The organism is Paraburkholderia sp. GAS38, assembly GCF_050434965.1.
Classification (GTDB): Bacteria; Pseudomonadota; Gammaproteobacteria; order Burkholderiales; family Burkholderiaceae; genus Paraburkholderia; species Paraburkholderia phenazinium_A.
Genome location: NZ_JBNDJO010000007.1, coordinates 1 through 17,174, shown reverse-complemented (window position 1 = coordinate 17,174; position 17,174 = coordinate 1). Strand labels below are relative to the sequence as shown.

The window sequence follows — 17,174 nt, the reverse complement described above, 5'->3', positions numbered from 1 at the left end:
TTCAAACCGGATTCGGAGCGAGCGTCACAGGCTTTGCGTCGATCCTGATGCGGAACAACGTATAAGGCTTCTTGCGCAAATCGTGACCATGATGAAATGAAGCCTGCCGAGGCAACTGGTTCGCCGTGAAGTACAGATAGCCGTCGTTCCCGACCGACAAAGTATCCGGCCACAGAATGCGCGGATCGTGTGCAATGGTTTGCCACTCACCGTCTGGACGCCGCCGGCGAATGCTGTCGTGTTCATAATCGCCGGCATAGATAGCGCCGCTCGCATCTGCTTCAAGACCATCGGATGCGCCCTTCTCGCCCAGATCCCGCACAGCTGCCGCTACCGCCGCGGGGCTGGCATTGCGATCGCGCAGCAGCGCAGTCGGCACCGAATACAGATGGCGGCTGGACAACGGTGAGTAGTACAGCGTCTCTCCGTCGGCTGACAACGCAATGCCATCTGCCGCACCATGTAGCGGCCGGCGTTCTCCGTCAGGACCGTCGGTTGCCATCTCTTCGCCCTCCACCACTGGAACGAACGCCGCATCGGCGCTGGTCGAAGGGTCCCCTGATAGTTTGCGCCACGCCTCGCCGCTTGCCAGATCCACAACAATGATTCCACCTGGCCCATGCGGCGACGAGTCGGTAACATAGGCAATGCCTTGCGCACCGAACCGGAAATCGAAACGCACGTCGTTCAGGTACGTTGTCGGCAACAACGCGTTCGGCGGAAGGAGAATCGTCCTGACCACCTTGTTGGTAGCAAGGTCGACGGCGACCAGTTTGGCGCCGCCCTGGATCGGTGCCGCCAATTTCGGCGACGCCGTGTCCAGAATCCACAGCCGGTTCTGCGAGTCGGCAACGACGCTTTGAACGCTAATCAGGCTATCGGCAGGATGCGCGGGATCCGCGCGATTCGTCTGTGCGTCCGGATAAGGCACGATCCGCTTACCGACGATCTCGCCGACGGTAAACGGCACGTCGTCTCCCCAACGTGGAAAGTTGACAAACAGGCGACCGTCTGGCGCTTTCGTTACACCGGTGGGCATGGCACCGTAGAACTCGAATACCGGTTCGATATGGCCGATCGTCTGTTCAGTGGCAAGTTTGGGCGTCGCGTCCGCAGTTGCCGTGAGCGTTGCTGTCAATCCGAGCGTCACCGCTGCCACGGCTTTGCTTATGCTTCTCATGTTTTTCCTGATTGGATTGCACGATTGAGCGCCTCCGGCATTCCCGTAACCAGCACGGTATTTTCCGCGGGGTGGCGCTGGACTGGAAATATCATCGCCCATTCACCGCACTGCCTCGCTCGATTTCCAGCGCTTCGAGCACCTCCGCTGCGGCATTGCTGGCAGTGTGCGCCGCCGGAAACCCGGCATATACAGACGCCTGAATCATCACTTCCTCGATTTCGCCCATGCTCAAACCGTTAGTCAACGCGATGCGAACATGATTCTTCAGTTCGTCGCGTTGGCGTAGCGCAATCAGAATACCGAGCGTAACGAGAGAGCGTGCACGACGATCAAGGCCCTCACGCGCCCATACGCTTCCGAACACAAAATCTATTGACAGGGCCGCCATCGATGCACCGAATTTCCCATCAGTCATCGAGTCCGCCATGTTCCGCGCTCGCTCAGCACCACGTAGTTGCTCGAATACGGCAAGACCCCGTTCCATGGCGTCCTTCATTGCGGCTCCAATACGATTGCACCGAGAACGGCCTTCGTCTCAAGAAACGCCTCGAGCCCGAATGTCCCGTATTCCCGACCGATGCCGGATTGCTTGTAACCGCCGAAAGGTGCGAGCGGTTCATGTGGCGCGCCGTTTATGCTCACGCGGCCGGCTTCGAGCCTGGACGCCACAGCACGGGCCCGTTCGATGTCCGCTGAAATCACGTACGCGTGCAACCCGTAGACAGTGTCGTTCGCGATCTCGATCGCTTCTTCCTCACTGCGATAGGTGAGAATGCACAGCACTGGCCCGAAAATTTCTTCACGCGCAATGCTCATGCCGTTCGTCACGTTCGCGAACACCGTGGGTTTTACATAGTAGCCGGCCAGCCCGTCCGGATGACCTTCTCCGCCAATTACGAGCGTCGCGCCTTCTTCGACACCGCGCCGGATATATCCCTGCACCCGTTCATATTGTCGCTGGCTGACCATGGGTCCGATTGCCGAATCGGCATCGTTCAAGTGACCGACCTTTACCGCTGACACGGCTTCCTTCACCAGCCGGATGACATCCTGAAGACGATCCTCAGGTACAAGAATGCGTGTACCCGCAATACACGCCTGGCCGCTATTCTGGAATCCGGAAGTGACGGCGACGGGTACCGCTGTCTCGAGATTGGCGTCGTCAAGAATCAGTGTCGGCGACTTACCGCCAAGTTCAAGCGTCACCCGCTTCATCGTGTCGGCGCCGGCGCGCAAGATCGATTTGCCGACCGCAGTCGACCCCGTAAAGGAGATCTTCGCGATGTTCGGGTTCACACTCAGTTCCGAACCCACAATGTCGCCCCGTCCCGTCACAATGTTGAACACGCCGGCTGGCAGACCCGCCTCGTGCAGGGCTTCGGTGACAATCTGCGTCTGGAGCGCGCTCATTTCGCTTGGTTTGATGACCACCGTGCAGCCCGCGGCAATCGCCGTTGCCAGCTTGTTGCAGATAAAGCCGGCGTTCGCGTTCCAAGGCGTAATTAGCGCAGCGACGCCTACCGGTTCCATCACCACTTCCGCCGACCCAATCCTCCGCGTGAACGAATACTCCTCCAGCGTCTGCGCAGCGTGCAGAAAGGACTCGGCGGCGTAACGTGCTCCCCACTTTGCACGCGTCGAGGGCGCGCCATATTCCTCGATTGTCGCAGCGGCGAGGCGATCGACATTCGCGAGCATGGCCTCATACAGACGCTTGAGCCACGCAATACGCTGCTCTCTGGTCGTACGCGCGAACGCCGGAAATGCACGGCGCGCGGCGGCTATCGCATCTTTCGTGTCTTGCACGTCGGCAAGACGCACCCGGCCGATTACGTCACCTGTCGAAGGGTTGTGGAGGTCGAACCACTCCTGACCATTTGGCTGCACAAACTGGCCGTCGATATAGATGTGTTCAATGCTGTACATGAATGCCTCGATCAAATGGTCACGTGTCCCAGCGTAGTCGATTGCATCCGGGCCGATAAGAGGGATAAACTTACACGACTTGATCCGTAAATCGGGACAATGCTCAAATCAGGCTTGATCGAACTGGAAGTCGTGCTCGCCGTCGCGCGGCTCGGTGGCTTTCGTGCGGCGGCACGTGAACTAGGCATGTCGTCGACAGCGTTGAGCCGTGCGATCGTGCAACTCGAAAATCGGCTGGGTGTGCGGATATTCAACCGGACGACCCGCAGCGTCGCGCTCACGGAACCTGGCAAGCAGTTCATCGCAACCGTCGGTCCCGCCCTGTCCGAAATCCAGCAGGCGATGGCCGCCGTCAACAATCATCGTGCAATGCCGACAGGCACCTTGCGACTGAACTGCGCGGTTGGGGCTGCGCGCGCTATCCTCGTTCCAGTCGTGCTGGAATATCTGCGCCGGTTCCCCGAGATGAGCGTCGACATCGCCACGGAAGCGCACTTCGTCGATATCGTAGGTAGAGGCTTTGATGCTGGCATCCGTGCCGCAGATGATGTGCCACGCGACATGATCGCTGTGCCGTTTGGCGGTGCATTGAAATTTTCCGTCGTCGGCTCGCCATCATATTTTGCGCAATGCAAGAAGCCGCGCACGCCAAAGGATCTGATGTCGCATCAATGCATACGAGCGCGCTGGCCAAGCGGCAAGCTGTCCCGTTGGGAGTTCGAGCGACGGGGCGAGAAACTCTCGCTCGACGTACCAGGAAATCTGACGCTAGACGAGCCCACGCTGATGCGTGATGCTGCGATTGCAGGTGCGGGCGTCGCGTATCTGTGGGAAGCCCCCGTAGCGGATGAACTCGCGACGGGGCGGCTCGTAGCTGTGCTAAAGGACTGGACCGTCAGTTCAGCCAGCTTGTGTCTGTACTATCCGGATCGGCGTAATGTATCAGCGGCATTGCGAGCATTTATCGAACTGCTACGAGAGCCAATAAACCATGAAAGCCGAGGTGATGCGATTGTCCTGAGGTGCTGAAGTCAAGACACAGTTCGCCATTCACCGCGCCCTGCACGTCATTCCACGCCGCGAATGATCCGGAAATCGCGCACGACGGCGTCGCCCAAGGCTTCAAGCGCCTTCCGGTACGCGTCGCTTTCGTATGCGGCAACGGCCTGCTCATAGGACGGAAACTCAATCACAACGGTTCGCTCCTTCAAACCGTGCTCACGGACTTCGTCAGCCACTCCACGTGCGATCACTCTGCCGCCGGCAGCCTCCACAGCGGGTACCGCCAATTGGGCGTACGTCGCCAGCCTGGCCTGGTCCTTCGTTTCACGATAGGCCGACACCCAATATCCCTTGCTCATTTAAATCTCCTTCTTCCAAGAGGAAAGCCGCTTTTATGCAGTACCTTTTCTTCGCTTCGGCGAGATCGCACTTACGTGTCCCTGCAACGCCGCCGGCAGTGTCGTAACGCTCACGTCGTCTGATGCCGTCTGTTGGTATTCCAGAGCAGCGCTGATCAGATCCGCAGCGTCGTTAACCTTCAGACCCGACAAGCGGACGCGCGGCTTTTCCGGCGCGTCAAGCGCAGCGGCACAGGGCTTCCGACAACTGCCGAGGCAATGGACCATCATTACGGTTACGCCCTGGCCGGTCAACCTTTCTTTGACTTCGTTATACAGGGACAATCCCACCGCACCGCTGTGCGGCTGGTCCCTAGGGCAGGTTCGGCAGATTGCGACGGTATTCGACCGCGCCCTCTCGCTCATATCCTGACTAACGACCTGAGATTGTTCCTGGCTCTCGCGTGTGGCTAACATGACGCCGTCTCCTGGCTCTATCTTTTCGAGGAAGGAACTGTCCCGAGTTTTATGAACCGTCTTTAAACAACCTGGGACAGAAAATCCTATGAACAAATTCTACGAGCGTGTCAGATCGCATGCTTATCAGAGCGTCGTATCGCGTATCCTAGAATCCAACTCTGTCATTGATATTTATATGGAATCCTATATTTATCATCAATCTCTGCTATGTCACTGCTTCCCCGGTCCTGGAACTTTCCGCAAACTGCACGCCAGACGTCCGACCGCTCGAAGGACCGAACTACGGATTCAATTTCGCGCAGCTTGAAATCTCGATGCAGTAGTGCAAATTTTATCGAATGGGTCGTCATGCCACGAGGTGTTCTGCATCCTCTTCGACGCTATGGACACCCATCCTTAAGATCTGCGCGACAACTTGATACTCATCAGGCGTTAGCGTCTGCGGATGATATTGTAGAAGTGCCCGGAGAGCATGTAACAATCGACTCAGGGAAATGATCGGCCACGCACTCATGAGGTAAGCAAGTGGTAGTACGCTTTTTCTCTCGCACCATCTATCAAAGAGAGGGAGGCAGAGTCTTTCGAGCTCATCGATTTGCGCATCGACAACGAGTTCGTCAACGATTTTTGACATGTCGACCAGATGTTTGCAGCGGCAGCAGCCGCCAAGCCAATTGAATAGCCAGAATCGAGACCCCGGCAGCGCAGATCCCTGTCCAGCCCCATTGACCCCAGACCCACCCGAATACCACGCCACCTCCACCACCGGCAAAATGGCACGTCATGTAGGCTGTCCGAATACGGACATGGATGATCGACATAGCCTTCCGGGCACGACTTCTACTTTCGGCAGATGCCAGCGAGCTCCACGCCAAGGTCCACGAAAAGCAATCAAACGTCATCACAGAGAGGTAAGCTCGGTTGAACCAGAAATGCCAAACGTTCCAATGGCCGGCGACATCGTTGAATCGGTTACATTGCATACACTTCCCCGATTCCCATGTCTTTCAATGACGGCGCTTAGCAAAGTGGAGCCTGCGCCGATGGAGTTTGAACAGCCATGCGGAATTTCGCGTAAGTCAGACACCGTCCGACCTGCCCCAGGCAAGCTAGAGGACGAACCTCAAAATTCCGAGGGCTTACCGACACGCGTCCCACATGGCTGCTCCACGCTGCGAAAGCAGCGTGCTGGTTCAAGGCGTACCGGTCCCCTGCTCCCCAGACTCCGAGTTCGCGCTGGTTACACCACCATAGGAAGTCTGCGGATTTCCACCCGCTGCGTTGCTCGCGCGGACCTTGGCCTCGGCGGCCTGAATGTCTGCCGGGTAGTAAGGGCTGGGCTTGCCCGGATGATAACCAGCTTTTTCGAGGGCCACCAGTTCAGCACGTACTTGCTCACGCGTGACGGGAGTGCTATTTTCCTGAGCGCTCGCAAGAATGGGCAGAACCACCGCGAAACCAATAACCAGATTGCGAATGTTGACGATCATTTTCATGCTCCTGTGTATCAACGAAAACTTGAATGAGCGAAAAAAAGCTGCATCGCAGAAGTTATTAACTGCATTTCCTCGACGAGCATTTCCTTAATCAGTTCAACGTAGCGTCATTCCGTAAATATCCAGTTACATCGGGCTTCGCCCTCTGGCTATTTGCACTCGCTGAACTTGATGATATTTTCGGCAGTCGTAGCCAAGACGTCTACGTACGGCAGGTCATGTCTGTCATAACGTCGTAGCATCGCATCACCGCGCAAATCATCTACAACCGGCATGCTGGCGATCGGTGATCAGGCGGGCGAATGACGTACCGCTCCGTCAGCTTGTCGATCAGTTCCCTCAGCGCATTAGGACCAACATCGTGTCATGTCTACAATGCCGACATGGCATGGATAGTCTTCTCAAGAAACCGTCGTCTGATTTTTGCGCCGCGAACCGTAGGTGTCGGCGAATCGTATCGCTACGTCCGGGAGAGCCACCGCAGTTGCGCTCGGCGAATCAGGAACTCGTCGATCGATATGGCGCAGTCCACGATCGCGTATTCGTGGCCATCGTGATCGACAACCACCCGGCTCAACTTGTACAGACGGTCTGCATCGTAGTCCCACGCCTCGCGTTCGTCGGAACCGTCACCACCACGCAGGATTGCGTACGTAGTACCACCCTCGTTCAGCCTGTCGATGTTTAGCCGTCGCTCATTGCGAGCGATCTTCACTAGTTTGCGCCACGGCGGCGGACTCCACACCTCGATTCGATCGGTGCCGTCCGGCAATTTTTCCCGTTGCATCGCCCACAACTTCAATACGACCACATCCTCGCCGTACGCGTCCCATGACCACGCGCGATTCGTCAGTTTCAAATTGAGTGTGTACAGCAGAAACTCATTGATCGTCTGTTGATTGTTCCTGGCCATGCGGTTATGCCGTTCCAATGCCGTCGTGGCACGGCGGCGGTCTACGCCGAACAGTGCCCGCACGCTATCAACTAGATTACGGGTTGAGCCAGCGGAGTGTTCTCCGACGACAGGAGCTCCCGATTCTCGTCAGCCAGCGCCAGCGGCACCTGGTCTCGCGCGAACTCGACGAAGGTTCTGATCTTGGCGTCGAGGTAGCGTCTCGACGCATATATCGCATAGATGTTGCACTCTCGCAGGCGGTGCTCAGGCAAGACGCGAACAAGGCTCCCATCGCGTAAGCCCGGCAGCGCGACAGAAATCGGCAAAGGTCCGATTCCCATCCCCTCACGTATCGTCTCGACCAGCGCTTCGGCGACATTGACGGTGAGCGGTGCAGGCCGCATGTGACAAAAAACCGGCTCGCTTACATCCTCAAATTGCCATTCTCCGGGAGGCACATCCGGCAACATCAATTGCAGGCATGTGTGTTGGCTCAGGTCCGCAAGACGAGCCGGAGTGCCGCGCCTCGACAGGTATTGTGGAGAGGCGCACAGAATCGTTTGCACGCTTCCAATGCGTTGGGACACCAAGTTCGAATCCACAAGATCTCGCGTCATCACCACGGACACGTCGATACCTTCGTTAACGATATTGGGCACGTTCTGCGAGAGTACCAGCTCGATCAGTACCTCCGGAAACCGTTTGCTATAGCGTGCGATGAGCCGCGCCAGATGGTGTTGACCGACACTGGCTGTCGCGTGGACCTTTAACTTGCCGGAGGGGCGGGTGCCCGCGCCTGCCGCCTCGGTCTCTGCGAGTTCAACATGGGCCAGAATGTGCTCGCAGCGTTGTAGATAGCGTTCGCCAGCACCGGTAAGCGTGACTCGCCGCGTTGTTCTTTGCAGCAGTCGTGTGTGCAGATGCGATTCAAGGTCCGTGATTGCACGTGAAACGTGTGCTGTCGACACAGACGCAAGATTCGCGGCCTTCGTGAAGCTGCCGGTTTCCGTAACTCGCACGAACATCCGCATGTTTTCTAAAGTATCCATCGGAATCCTGACTACAAGTAAAAGGTTTTCGGCAGATCAGCATCGTGTCGATAGGCGTTGAGTCGTAAGGAGCCGTCGGGCGCTCCGAGCCTGTTGCGCCTTACTGACACAGAAGCTGGATTAGCACGCGTTTCGAATAAGCTCGCGCAATACGACATCTAAAGGTACACGCCCAATTCGCGTTTCGGTCCGACGGCCCTCGAACTTCAGCCAGCCTTCGTTGAAGCCATCGAGCATTTGCATGCGCGGCCCAGGATTCTTCATGCCTTGCGCGCGGAACACTGCCTCCCATGCGTCCCGGGGAACCAGCTTCGGCCGGACTTCGCGTCCGAGCAGTCGATCAAAGGTCCGGGCGATGTCATTCGGGCTAATACGCCTATCACCTTCAAGTTCTATGATCCGAATACCGTCCCACTCTTCTGTGAGCGTCTCTGAAACCACGCGTCCGATGTCGGCCGTTGCCACCATGGGAATGGTCTGGCCAAGCGGCTGAAAAAAGGTGGGAATCTCCCCGCTTTCACACGCAGGCTCAACATCACATAAGGCGTTCTCCATGAACCACGCAGCACGCACGAACGCGACTGGCATCTGGAGATTGCCAAGCGCTTCTTCCAGATAGCGAACCTGCGTGAGCAGGCTAGGTTGAGACACCTGAGCCCCAATGGTCGACAGGCAGACGACCTTGCGAGGTTGCGCGGTGACAATCGCGTCGTGCAAAGACGAGGCGATTTCGCGCGCTTCCGAAAAATCCGAAGAAGGATCGAAATTCAGGGGCAACATCACAAAAACGCCTTCCGCTCCCTGGAACGCCAGCGCCAACGCTTGCGTATCGCGCAAATTGGCAACCGAAACCTCGTATCCCTGCTCCCGCAACGTCGGCGTATGGTCCGGATTTCGAACAACGGCGCGAACGTCGTATCCGTTTGCCAGAAGCAGTCGGGCAGCAACGCCTCCTACCTGGCCGGTGACTCCAATCACGGAAAACATAGTGCCCCCCTTTCGCTAGAACTGAATCAAATACAGTGTTCCAGCATTCTCATTCTTCTTTCATCGGATTAGGACCGCCGTCACGTCATACCTTCCATAACGGTATGGCATAGCTAAGCCTCGAGCTGGGCTTTTTGAGACGCGAGTTCGATCTTTCGCATACTCCTGTCGGCTTTCCACCAACATGAAGCGCATTCCTTTTCCGCCCTCGGCAACATGGCCGAAAGCACGGCTTCACATCGGACTGCTTCAGATTCAGGGATTCAGGTAACGCGTATTTTGGGCGTGCAGATAGCTCTCATTCCCGCGTGGGTATTCGCTGCAGGCGCGCTGAAAAAAAGCCGGTCGTCAGCGCATGCTCACGACCGGCTTTTTTCTGTCACGCGCTGCTCTTTCGTTGCGAGCGCCGCATCCAGGGCATCATCAGAACTTATGGCGTAGTCCGACGCTAACCACTTCCTGTGTGTTGGTGCCACCGTAGCCATACGAGCCCACGGACGCCTGCGCAGCCACCACGGCGGTGCCGCTTGCGCTAAGTGTTTCTCCGCTGGCGTGTTGCCATGCGCCTATCAAATATAGGTCAGTGCGAGTGGACAAGTTGTAGTCAGCGCCAATGTTGACTTGATGGTAGGTCGCGCCCGTGTCGCCGCTCGACTTCGTATAGCTGTAAGCCACACCCAACAGGATTGCCTTGGTGGCTTGATAGTTGAGGAAGCCCTGCCCTGTGTTGAATTTCTCAGTCGACGAGAATGCCGATTGTCCATCCGACTTGTACTGTGCGTTGCTATAAGCCGCACCGAACGTGAACGGCCCCGCCACATACTGCGCCGCGACCCGGGCAATGTTGATGGACTTCGCGCTCTGCAAGCCCAGATTGATCAGCGAGCCGTCGAAGGTGCCGTCAGATGACCCGCCCCAGCCGGAGCCACTTGTTGTCGAGGGTCGCACGAGGCCACCCACAGACGGATTGTTTGCCACAAAGTAACCCGCCGCCACTGAGATCGGGCCGTTGTTATACGCCGCAGCGGCCGACCAGGTCTGGCCCGAGCCCGTCTGTCCCGCGACGCCACCGAACGCATACATGCCCTCGACCTGCAGTCCAGAGTACACCGGCGACAGGTATTTGATCGCGTTGTTGGTACGGGAACTGTTATCGTAGTTGTCGACGTCACCTGCGGTTGCAAACCCGCTGCCGAAATAGTTATCCTCAGTAATGCCCTGCACAAGGTCAACGAGTGGGTCATATTGGCGGCCCAACGTGAACGTGCCAAATTGGCCTGAGGTCAAACCCACAAATGCCTGGCGACCAAATTCCCGGCCACCCTGCGCAAGTTGCCCCGTGCTCGGGTTAAACCCGTTTTCCAACTGGAAGATCGCCTTCAGACCACCGCCCAGGTCTTCCTGACCCTTCAAACCCCAGCGGCTGCCGGAGAGATCCCCGTTACTCGCGTTGCCGACGGACCACTGATTTTGGCCGGCTGCGTTCGCGTTATGAATGAAGGTAATCGACGTATCGATGGTGCCGTATAGCGTGACGCTGCTTTGTGCATGTGCTGCGCCTGCAGCAGTCAACAGTGTCAGCGAGAGTGTCGAAAGCGCTGTTCGTTTCATCTGTTTCTCCGGGTGGATGAATGATCTGGTTATCGCGTGATGGACGATAACGTGACGCCCCCTTCCGGAGTACCGAAAAAAATTGCCCGTCGCAAAAAGTTAACAGAAGCATGAGCCGAAGTGGACAATGATGTGCTCGACCAGAGCCAACGGACAATCAAAATTTTATGTGAGCGGAATTGGCCTGACACGGCTTTGCCGAGCAGCACACTTTCATCTACTTTTTCTGCGAACGCTGTGGTCTAACGAAACTGACTCACACCTCGACCCGCTTATAGCAGGAACGTCTGAGGCGGTCTGTATACGCGCAAAAACAAGTAACAGGACACCCATTTCAGTCGAACTGTCTTATTTTGTGTGGCGCACCCGTATCCAAAACCATGCTGGTTTCTCCAGAGAATAGCGTGTGCGTTACGCCCCCTTAACGTTGTCGACCGACCTAACCGTCGGTAAAGTCGGTGGCGCACTTGTTAGTTATACCCACCATTTGTCCCGATCCACGAGCGGCGAAACGTATCGTACAGTCCAACATATGCCATTTCGTCATAACAGGGATGCCGCTCTGGCCATTCTAATTTGACGAAATAAACGGTAAACCAAGTGCGATCCGCTTTCCGACATCAATCATAAGCCGGCTAGAGAGCTATCTCGCTCCGCGTCCGTTGCCTGCTCGGTTGTGCCGCCAGGCGCGTGCCCGGCAATCCGGTTCAGTGGCCGGATTTCTCCAGGCCTCCTTGGTGTTTTCACGCGCTCCTGTGATTCCACTGGCACTCTCTTATCAGATAGTCTATTTTTTCCGGACCCACGCGTGAACTCCAGGTGTACGACCAATACCTGGCTCTTCTAAGGCGTGCTAGCCTGTAAAAACTAAAGGCCGTCCAGCGACTGCGACTGGATAGCCACTTTATGGAGAGAGGCAAATGATGAATCCGCAGCTTTTTACCAATGTGAAGATTTTCGACGGCACGGGTGCACCAACGTTCGTGGGCGAAGCGCTTGTCGATGGCAATCTGATCCGCGCCGTGGCTCGCGGCAATGGCGGGATTCCGCGTGAATCCTACTACGACGTCATCGACGGCAAAGGCATGACGCTGATGCCAGGCCTCGTCGAAGCGCACGCTCACGTCACCTACAGCAACATGGCACAGTTCAGTGAACTTGGCCTGATTCCGATTGAAGAACACACCATCCTCGCGCTGCAGAACGTCAAGCTGATGCTGGACTCGGGCTTCACCAGTCTGTACTCGGCGGCTTCGGCGAAGTTCCGGCTCGAAGCGGTGCTTCGCGACGCCATCGACGCGGGAAAATTCCCCGGGCCGCGCATGCGGGCCGCTTCGCCTGAACTCACCGCAACAGGAGGTCTTGGGGACGAACGTCAATACCACACGAACCACCAGGGCTTCGAACTGATTGCAGACGGCCCCGATGAAATCCGGCGAACGGTCAGGACACTGATTCGCGAGGGTGTCGACACCATCAAGATGAACATCTCGGGTGACATGTTTGCTGGACGTCAGGGGTTCGCCCGCCGGCTTTCCTATACGGAGGCAGAGGTCGCCGCCGCCGCGGAAGAGGCCCATATGCGCGGCGCCTGGCTATCGTGTCATGCCCGTGCGGATGCGGCCGTGAAGCTTGCCCTGAAGTATGACTTCCGCGTTATCTATCACTGCGATTTCATCGAGGGTGAAACGTACGACCTGCTCGAGGCGAAGCGCGACAGCGTGTTTCTCGCGCCGGCCATTGGCGTAATTTACGCAACCGCGTACGAGGCAGAGCCGTGGGGCATCACCCGGGAGTTTGTCGAAAAGAGCGAGCTCTTCACCATGATCGAGCAATGCCCGAAGGTGTACGGCGAACTCAGGAAACGCGGCCTGCGGGTTCTCCCGGGCGGCGACTACGGGTTCGCATGGAATCCGATCGGCACCAACGCACGCGACCTTGAGCACTTCGTCAACATTCTTGGCTTCACGCCGGCCGATGCCCTGATGGCCGCCACGAAATGGGGTGGCGAAATCATGGATATCCCGAACCTCGGTCTCGTCAGCGATGGCTACCTCGCCGACCTGCTGCTCGTCGATGGCGATCCGGTCGAGAACATCAAGCTTCTCCAGGACCGCGACAACATCAAGGTCGTGATGAAGGACGGGGTCTACTACAAGCGGCTCATCCCGACACCCGGCATGTAGGGACCGAATTGTTACTGTGTATCTGAAGCCTATTTAAAGCAGGAGAATTTAAATGACAGTTAAAAAAAGTGTTCTCGTCGTAGGTGCCTCGCGTGGGCTCGGTCTTGCTCTTGCGGAGGAATACTGCGGCCGGGGCTGGCATGTAATTGCGACGTCGCGGAGCAAGTCCGCCGGACTTGCAAGCCTGCTTGAGCGCTATCCGGAATCGCTTGAGCTTGAGACCGTGGATATCGTGGACCTGGCCTCGGTGAGAACCCTGCGCACTCGACTCGAGGGGCGCAAGCTCAATACGCTCTTCGTCAACGCCGGCATCGCCAAGGCGAATGTATTGACGACGGTCCAGGTGGAAGAGAAAGACTTTCTCGACATGATGTTGACGAACGCGCTTAGCCCAATGCGAGTCATCGAGGTATTTCGGGACATTGTCGCGGAGAATGGCGTGATGGCAGCGATGTCGTCCGAGATCGGCAGCATTACCAACAGCTTCGGGTTCTGGGAGCTATACAGTTCGAGCAAGGCAGCGCTGAATATGCTGATGAAGGCGTTCTCGACACGCCATCCGGACGATTCGCGCGCACTTCTCCTGGTCGCTCCAGGCTGGGTCCGCACTGAAATGGGCGGACCGGAGGCAACCTTCGAGATTTCGGAGAGCATCCCGCTCGTGGTCGACGTGGTCGAGCGCAACGCAGGCGTGCCGGGACTTCGCTATACCGACCGTTTTGGTGAAATCCTGCCGTGGTGAGAACGACAGAAGGCGCGGAAATCTTCCGCGGTCGATAGCCCGTCTGAATTCCCGAGGCGATCAAATGGACGTGGACATAAAAAGAAAAAAGACCGAAGGCAAATCCACGCCCTGTTCGCCTACGCGGGCTGCGTCGACCGCGGAGTTGAGCGCCAGGACGCTTGTCTGGAAGGCTGTCCCTTCGTTTCGGTGGCGTAGGACGGCTAACCACCGGGTGGACGCCGAATGCGGCAGTTGAGCAATGTCGCGGCAGCGGCCATTGCCCTGCCCGATGTCATCGACAAAGAGTGCCGTCGCGATAGGCTACCAACCCCACGGCTGATAGCCCACCGGTTTTGCGTAGACGACGCGCTCATCGATCGACGTGTGGCGTTCACACCAATCGACCGCGAAAATTGTCGCGCCGTGCGTCTTTCTCACCACGGCAGGATTTCGCCAAAACGGTCGGTATAGCGAAGTCCCGGCACGCCTGCGTTGCGCTCGACCACGTCGACCACGAGCGGGATGCTCTCCGAAATCTCGAAGGTTGCCTCCGGTCCGCCCATTTCAGTGCGGACCCAGCCTGGAGCGACCAGGAGAAGTGCGCGCGAATCGTCCGGATGGCGTGTCGAGAACGCCTTCATCAGCATATTCAGCGCTGCCTTGCTCGAACTGTATAGCTCCCAGAACCCGATACTATTTGTAATGCTGGCGATCTCGGACGACATCGCTGCCATCACGCCATTCTCCGCGACAATGTCACGAAATACCTCGATGACACGCATTGGACTGAGCGTGTTCGTCAACATCATGTCGAAGAAGTCCTTCTCATCCACCTCGACCGAGGTCAATTCATTCGCCTTGGCGATGCCGGCGTTGACGAAGAGCGTATTGAGCTTGCGCCCCTCGAGTCGAGTGCGCAGGGTTCTCACCGAGGCCAGGTCCACGATATCCACGGTCTCAAGCTCAAGCGATTCCGGATAGCGCTCAAGCAGGCTTGCAAGTCCGGCGGACTTGCTCCGCGACGTCGCAATTACATGCCAGCCCCGGCCGCAGTATTCCTCCGCAAGAGCAAGACCGAGCCCACGCGAGGCACCTACGACGAGAACATTTTTCCTAACTGTCATTCCAATTTTCCTGCTTTAGTCTGGTGCGAGTTTTTTCGCCGGTTGTCTGGACATGCGGCTCGGATATCAGGCCACCGATGCCCCGCCATCGGCGACTACAACTTGGCCCGTCGTAAAGCTACCTCGCATCAGATAGAGGTAAGCTTCGGCCACCTCATGTGCTTCAGCGGCATGCTTGACGAGAAGGTTTTCTTCAGCGCGTTGAAATGTCGCCTTACGGACAGCCTCAGGGAAGCTATCCCAAAGGCTGGTCTTGACCGTTCCAGGGCAAACCACATTGACCCGCAGCGGCGCAAGTTCCACCGAAAGCGCACGCGCAAGCGCTTCAATCGCGCCGCAGACGCTCGACACCACGGACGAGCCCTTACGGGGGCGGCGCGCTGCCATCCCGGAGGAAAGGACGATCGAGCCCCCCTCACGAATCTGGCCCGCACCGTACTTCGTGGCCAGGAAAACACCCCAGTAGCGGACTCCGAAAAATGCCTGCGCATCCTTGAAGCTCAAGTCCTTCTGATCAGCCATTAGCAAAGGATTGCCGGCCGTATACACCAGATGGTCGTACGCTCCTATCTTCTCGAAGAACGACTTGATGCTAGCCTCATCCTGCAGGTTGAGCACATGACCTTCCGCACTCGGCGGCAGTTGCTGCTGCGCCTTCGCTACCCTCTCCTGGCTGCTAGACGCAATGACGACAAGTGCACCTTCGTCTGCCGCAGCCTTCGCCGTAGCGAAACCCATTCCCGACGATCCGCCGAGAATGACAATCCGTTTACCTTTAAGCGACATAACTTCCTCCAATACGATGCAAAAACCCCAGTTTCATTTCTGAATCATTGCCGTCAGTGTGGGCCAGACGTCCAGCAAATACAGTACCAAAGAGCGTTCTGCACGTCCTAAGCCCGCATTCGAATCTGCGGAGTCAGCGGCTCAAAGGTTCCAACCTGACGACGATGATCCTCCGGAATCCCAAGCGATCTTACTGCACACTCGATGATGTCTTACCCACGCCCATAACGCTTGACCGACTGGCACTGTTCGCCGAGACCCGCGATGCCAAGGCGCATGGTGTATCCACCGTCGAGGTAACGCGGCGGCGTGAAGCCAAGGCCGACGCCTTGTGGCGTTCCCGTTATGATCACGTCACCCGGAAGCAGAGTCATAAATTTGCTGACATAGCTGACACACTGCGCGACAGAGAAAATCATGTCTGCTGTATTGCTATGCTGCACTCGCCCACCGTTCACTTCACACCACAGATCCAGCGCCTGCTCGTTGCCCACTTCGTCCCGAGTTACCAGCCAGGGGCCGATAGGGCAAAACGTGTCATGACTCTTGCCTTTGGTCCACTGACCGCCTCGCTCGAGCTGATGCTCACGCTCCGATACGTCATTCACAATGACGTATCCAAAGACATGATCGAGCGCCACGGCCTCTGAAACATTTCTCGCACGACGCCCTATCACAACGCCGAGTTCCACCTCCCAATCCGATTTCGTCGAGTTTTCCGGAAGAACGACGTCGTCGAACGGACCTGTGATGGCCGTATTCGCCTTAAGGAAGATGATTGGCTCCTTTGGAATCTCGGCGCCCGCTTCTTTCGCGTGCTCGCGATAGTTCAGTCCGATTCCGACCACCTTGCCGATATTTCCGATGGGACAACCAAGCCGGGAACCAGCGGGCGCTGCTGGTAAGGCGTCGATTTCCCTTGAATCGAGGCCCTGTAGCGAGTCCGCCCCGATCAGTTGCGGATCAATGTCTGATACGTGTGCGGACAGATCGCGGACGACCCCGTCCGACCCGACGATACCTGGCTTCTCGGCACCTGTATGACCAAAGCGTACTAGCTTCATATCTTCCTACTGGAAGGAGTGATCCAATGTCCTGCCTGTTGGCGCGAAGACCCAGGCACGATCAGAGATTTCAGAGAAATTGACATCTCCGACTGCGGTGTCGGGCTCCTGCACGTCTTCACCTCAGCACGACACCGCAGCATGGCTTGCGCGTTTTATTTCGTCAGGAACTGGAGCAGCAATTCGTTCACGGCTGCTGCCTTTTCGATGGGCGTCCAGTGACCGCATTGCGCCAGTTCGACATACTTCGAGCCCGGAATCTTGTCGGCAATGCCCTTCGCAGTCGCAGGCGGCGACGTTGCATCCTGATCGCCCGTCACAAC

At 57.2% G+C, this 17,174-nt stretch carries 17 protein-coding genes; 3 read left to right on the top strand and 14 right to left on the bottom strand.

All coding sequences use genetic code 11. The features are described 5' to 3' along the window. Window position 1 precedes the first annotated feature (1 nt). The 3 genes from P3T42_RS17760 to P3T42_RS17750 form a co-directional block, all read right to left on the bottom strand. Complete coding sequence (locus P3T42_RS17760) at window positions 2–1,159, bottom strand: L-dopachrome tautomerase-related protein (protein WP_429306795.1); 1,158 nt, start codon at window positions 1,157–1,159, stop codon at window positions 2–4. A gap of 112 nt (window positions 1,160–1,271) precedes the next feature. Next, on the bottom strand, window positions 1,272–1,679 hold the full coding sequence (locus tag P3T42_RS17755; protein WP_074267588.1) for a carboxymuconolactone decarboxylase family protein: 408 nt from the start codon (window positions 1,677–1,679) through the stop codon (window positions 1,272–1,274). Then, window positions 1,676–3,109 carry an aldehyde dehydrogenase family protein gene (locus P3T42_RS17750; RefSeq protein ID WP_074267587.1) on the bottom strand — a complete coding sequence of 478 codons (1,434 nt, stop codon included), beginning with the start codon at window positions 3,107–3,109 and terminating at the stop codon, window positions 1,676–1,678. The genes P3T42_RS17755 and P3T42_RS17750 overlap by 4 nt, the downstream gene beginning before the upstream one ends. A gap of 114 nt (window positions 3,110–3,223) precedes the next feature. Between P3T42_RS17750 and P3T42_RS17745 the strand changes: the two genes are divergently transcribed. After that, on the top strand, window positions 3,224–4,138 hold the full coding sequence (locus P3T42_RS17745) for a LysR family transcriptional regulator (protein WP_429306794.1): 915 nt from the start codon (window positions 3,224–3,226) through the stop codon (window positions 4,136–4,138). A 38-nt stretch (window positions 4,139–4,176) separates the two neighbouring features. Here the strand turns inward: P3T42_RS17745 and P3T42_RS17740 are convergent, their stop codons facing one another. The 7 genes from P3T42_RS17740 to P3T42_RS17710 all read right to left on the bottom strand — a co-directional run bounded on the left by P3T42_RS17740 (window position 4,177) and on the right by P3T42_RS17710 (window position 10,967). Continuing rightward, the gene (locus P3T42_RS17740; protein ID WP_074267585.1) at window positions 4,177–4,470 is read right to left on the bottom strand and encodes a DUF1330 domain-containing protein; all 294 of its coding nucleotides are present in this window, start codon (window positions 4,468–4,470) and stop codon (window positions 4,177–4,179) included. Window positions 4,471–4,503: 33 nt separating this feature from the next. Next, entirely contained in the window at window positions 4,504–4,875 is a 372-nt protein-coding gene (locus P3T42_RS17735; protein ID WP_367946980.1) for a DUF1636 family protein, read from the bottom strand. 1,247 nt (window positions 4,876–6,122) lie between these two features. After that, window positions 6,123–6,419, bottom strand: a complete 297-nt coding sequence (locus P3T42_RS17730; RefSeq protein WP_429306793.1) for a DUF4148 domain-containing protein — start codon at window positions 6,417–6,419, stop codon at window positions 6,123–6,125. Window positions 6,420–6,885: 466 nt separating this feature from the next. After that, complete coding sequence (locus P3T42_RS17725) at window positions 6,886–7,338, bottom strand: hypothetical protein (RefSeq protein ID WP_074267582.1); 453 nt, start codon at window positions 7,336–7,338, stop codon at window positions 6,886–6,888. A gap of 71 nt (window positions 7,339–7,409) precedes the next feature. Further along, the gene (locus tag P3T42_RS17720; protein WP_074267581.1) at window positions 7,410–8,369 is read right to left on the bottom strand and encodes a LysR family transcriptional regulator; all 960 of its coding nucleotides are present in this window, start codon (window positions 8,367–8,369) and stop codon (window positions 7,410–7,412) included. 120 nt (window positions 8,370–8,489) lie between these two features. Continuing rightward, entirely contained in the window at window positions 8,490–9,356 is an 867-nt protein-coding gene (locus P3T42_RS17715) for an NmrA family NAD(P)-binding protein (RefSeq protein ID WP_074296352.1), read from the bottom strand. Between the two features lie 423 nt (window positions 9,357–9,779). Continuing rightward, entirely contained in the window at window positions 9,780–10,967 is a 1,188-nt protein-coding gene (locus P3T42_RS17710; protein WP_074267579.1) for a porin, read from the bottom strand. 920 nt (window positions 10,968–11,887) lie between these two features. Between P3T42_RS17710 and P3T42_RS17705 the strand changes: the two genes are divergently transcribed. Then, complete coding sequence (locus P3T42_RS17705; RefSeq protein ID WP_083611636.1) at window positions 11,888–13,153, top strand: amidohydrolase family protein; 1,266 nt, start codon at window positions 11,888–11,890, stop codon at window positions 13,151–13,153. A 52-nt stretch (window positions 13,154–13,205) separates the two neighbouring features. Next, window positions 13,206–13,895: an SDR family NAD(P)-dependent oxidoreductase gene (locus P3T42_RS17700; RefSeq protein WP_074267578.1), complete on the top strand. Its 690-nt coding sequence runs from the start codon at window positions 13,206–13,208 to the stop codon at window positions 13,893–13,895. 416 nt (window positions 13,896–14,311) lie between these two features. On the opposite strand, the gene P3T42_RS17695 is transcribed toward P3T42_RS17700, so the two are convergent. From P3T42_RS17695 to P3T42_RS17680, 4 genes are all read right to left on the bottom strand, one after another. Further along, window positions 14,312–15,001, bottom strand: coding sequence for an SDR family NAD(P)-dependent oxidoreductase (locus P3T42_RS17695; RefSeq protein ID WP_074267577.1), 690 nt, complete (start codon window positions 14,999–15,001; stop codon window positions 14,312–14,314). 66 nt (window positions 15,002–15,067) lie between these two features. Next, window positions 15,068–15,787 (bottom strand): SDR family oxidoreductase, encoded by a 720-nt coding sequence (locus P3T42_RS17690; RefSeq protein ID WP_074267576.1) that lies wholly within the window; start codon window positions 15,785–15,787, stop codon window positions 15,068–15,070. 212 nt (window positions 15,788–15,999) lie between these two features. Next, window positions 16,000–16,851 carry a fumarylacetoacetate hydrolase family protein gene (locus P3T42_RS17685; RefSeq protein WP_074296354.1) on the bottom strand — a complete coding sequence of 284 codons (852 nt, stop codon included), beginning with the start codon at window positions 16,849–16,851 and terminating at the stop codon, window positions 16,000–16,002. Window positions 16,852–17,006: 155 nt separating this feature from the next. Beyond that, the gene (locus P3T42_RS17680) at window positions 17,007–17,171 is read right to left on the bottom strand and encodes a hypothetical protein (protein ID WP_429306965.1); all 165 of its coding nucleotides are present in this window, start codon (window positions 17,169–17,171) and stop codon (window positions 17,007–17,009) included. Between the last annotated feature and the right edge of the window lie 3 nt (window positions 17,172–17,174).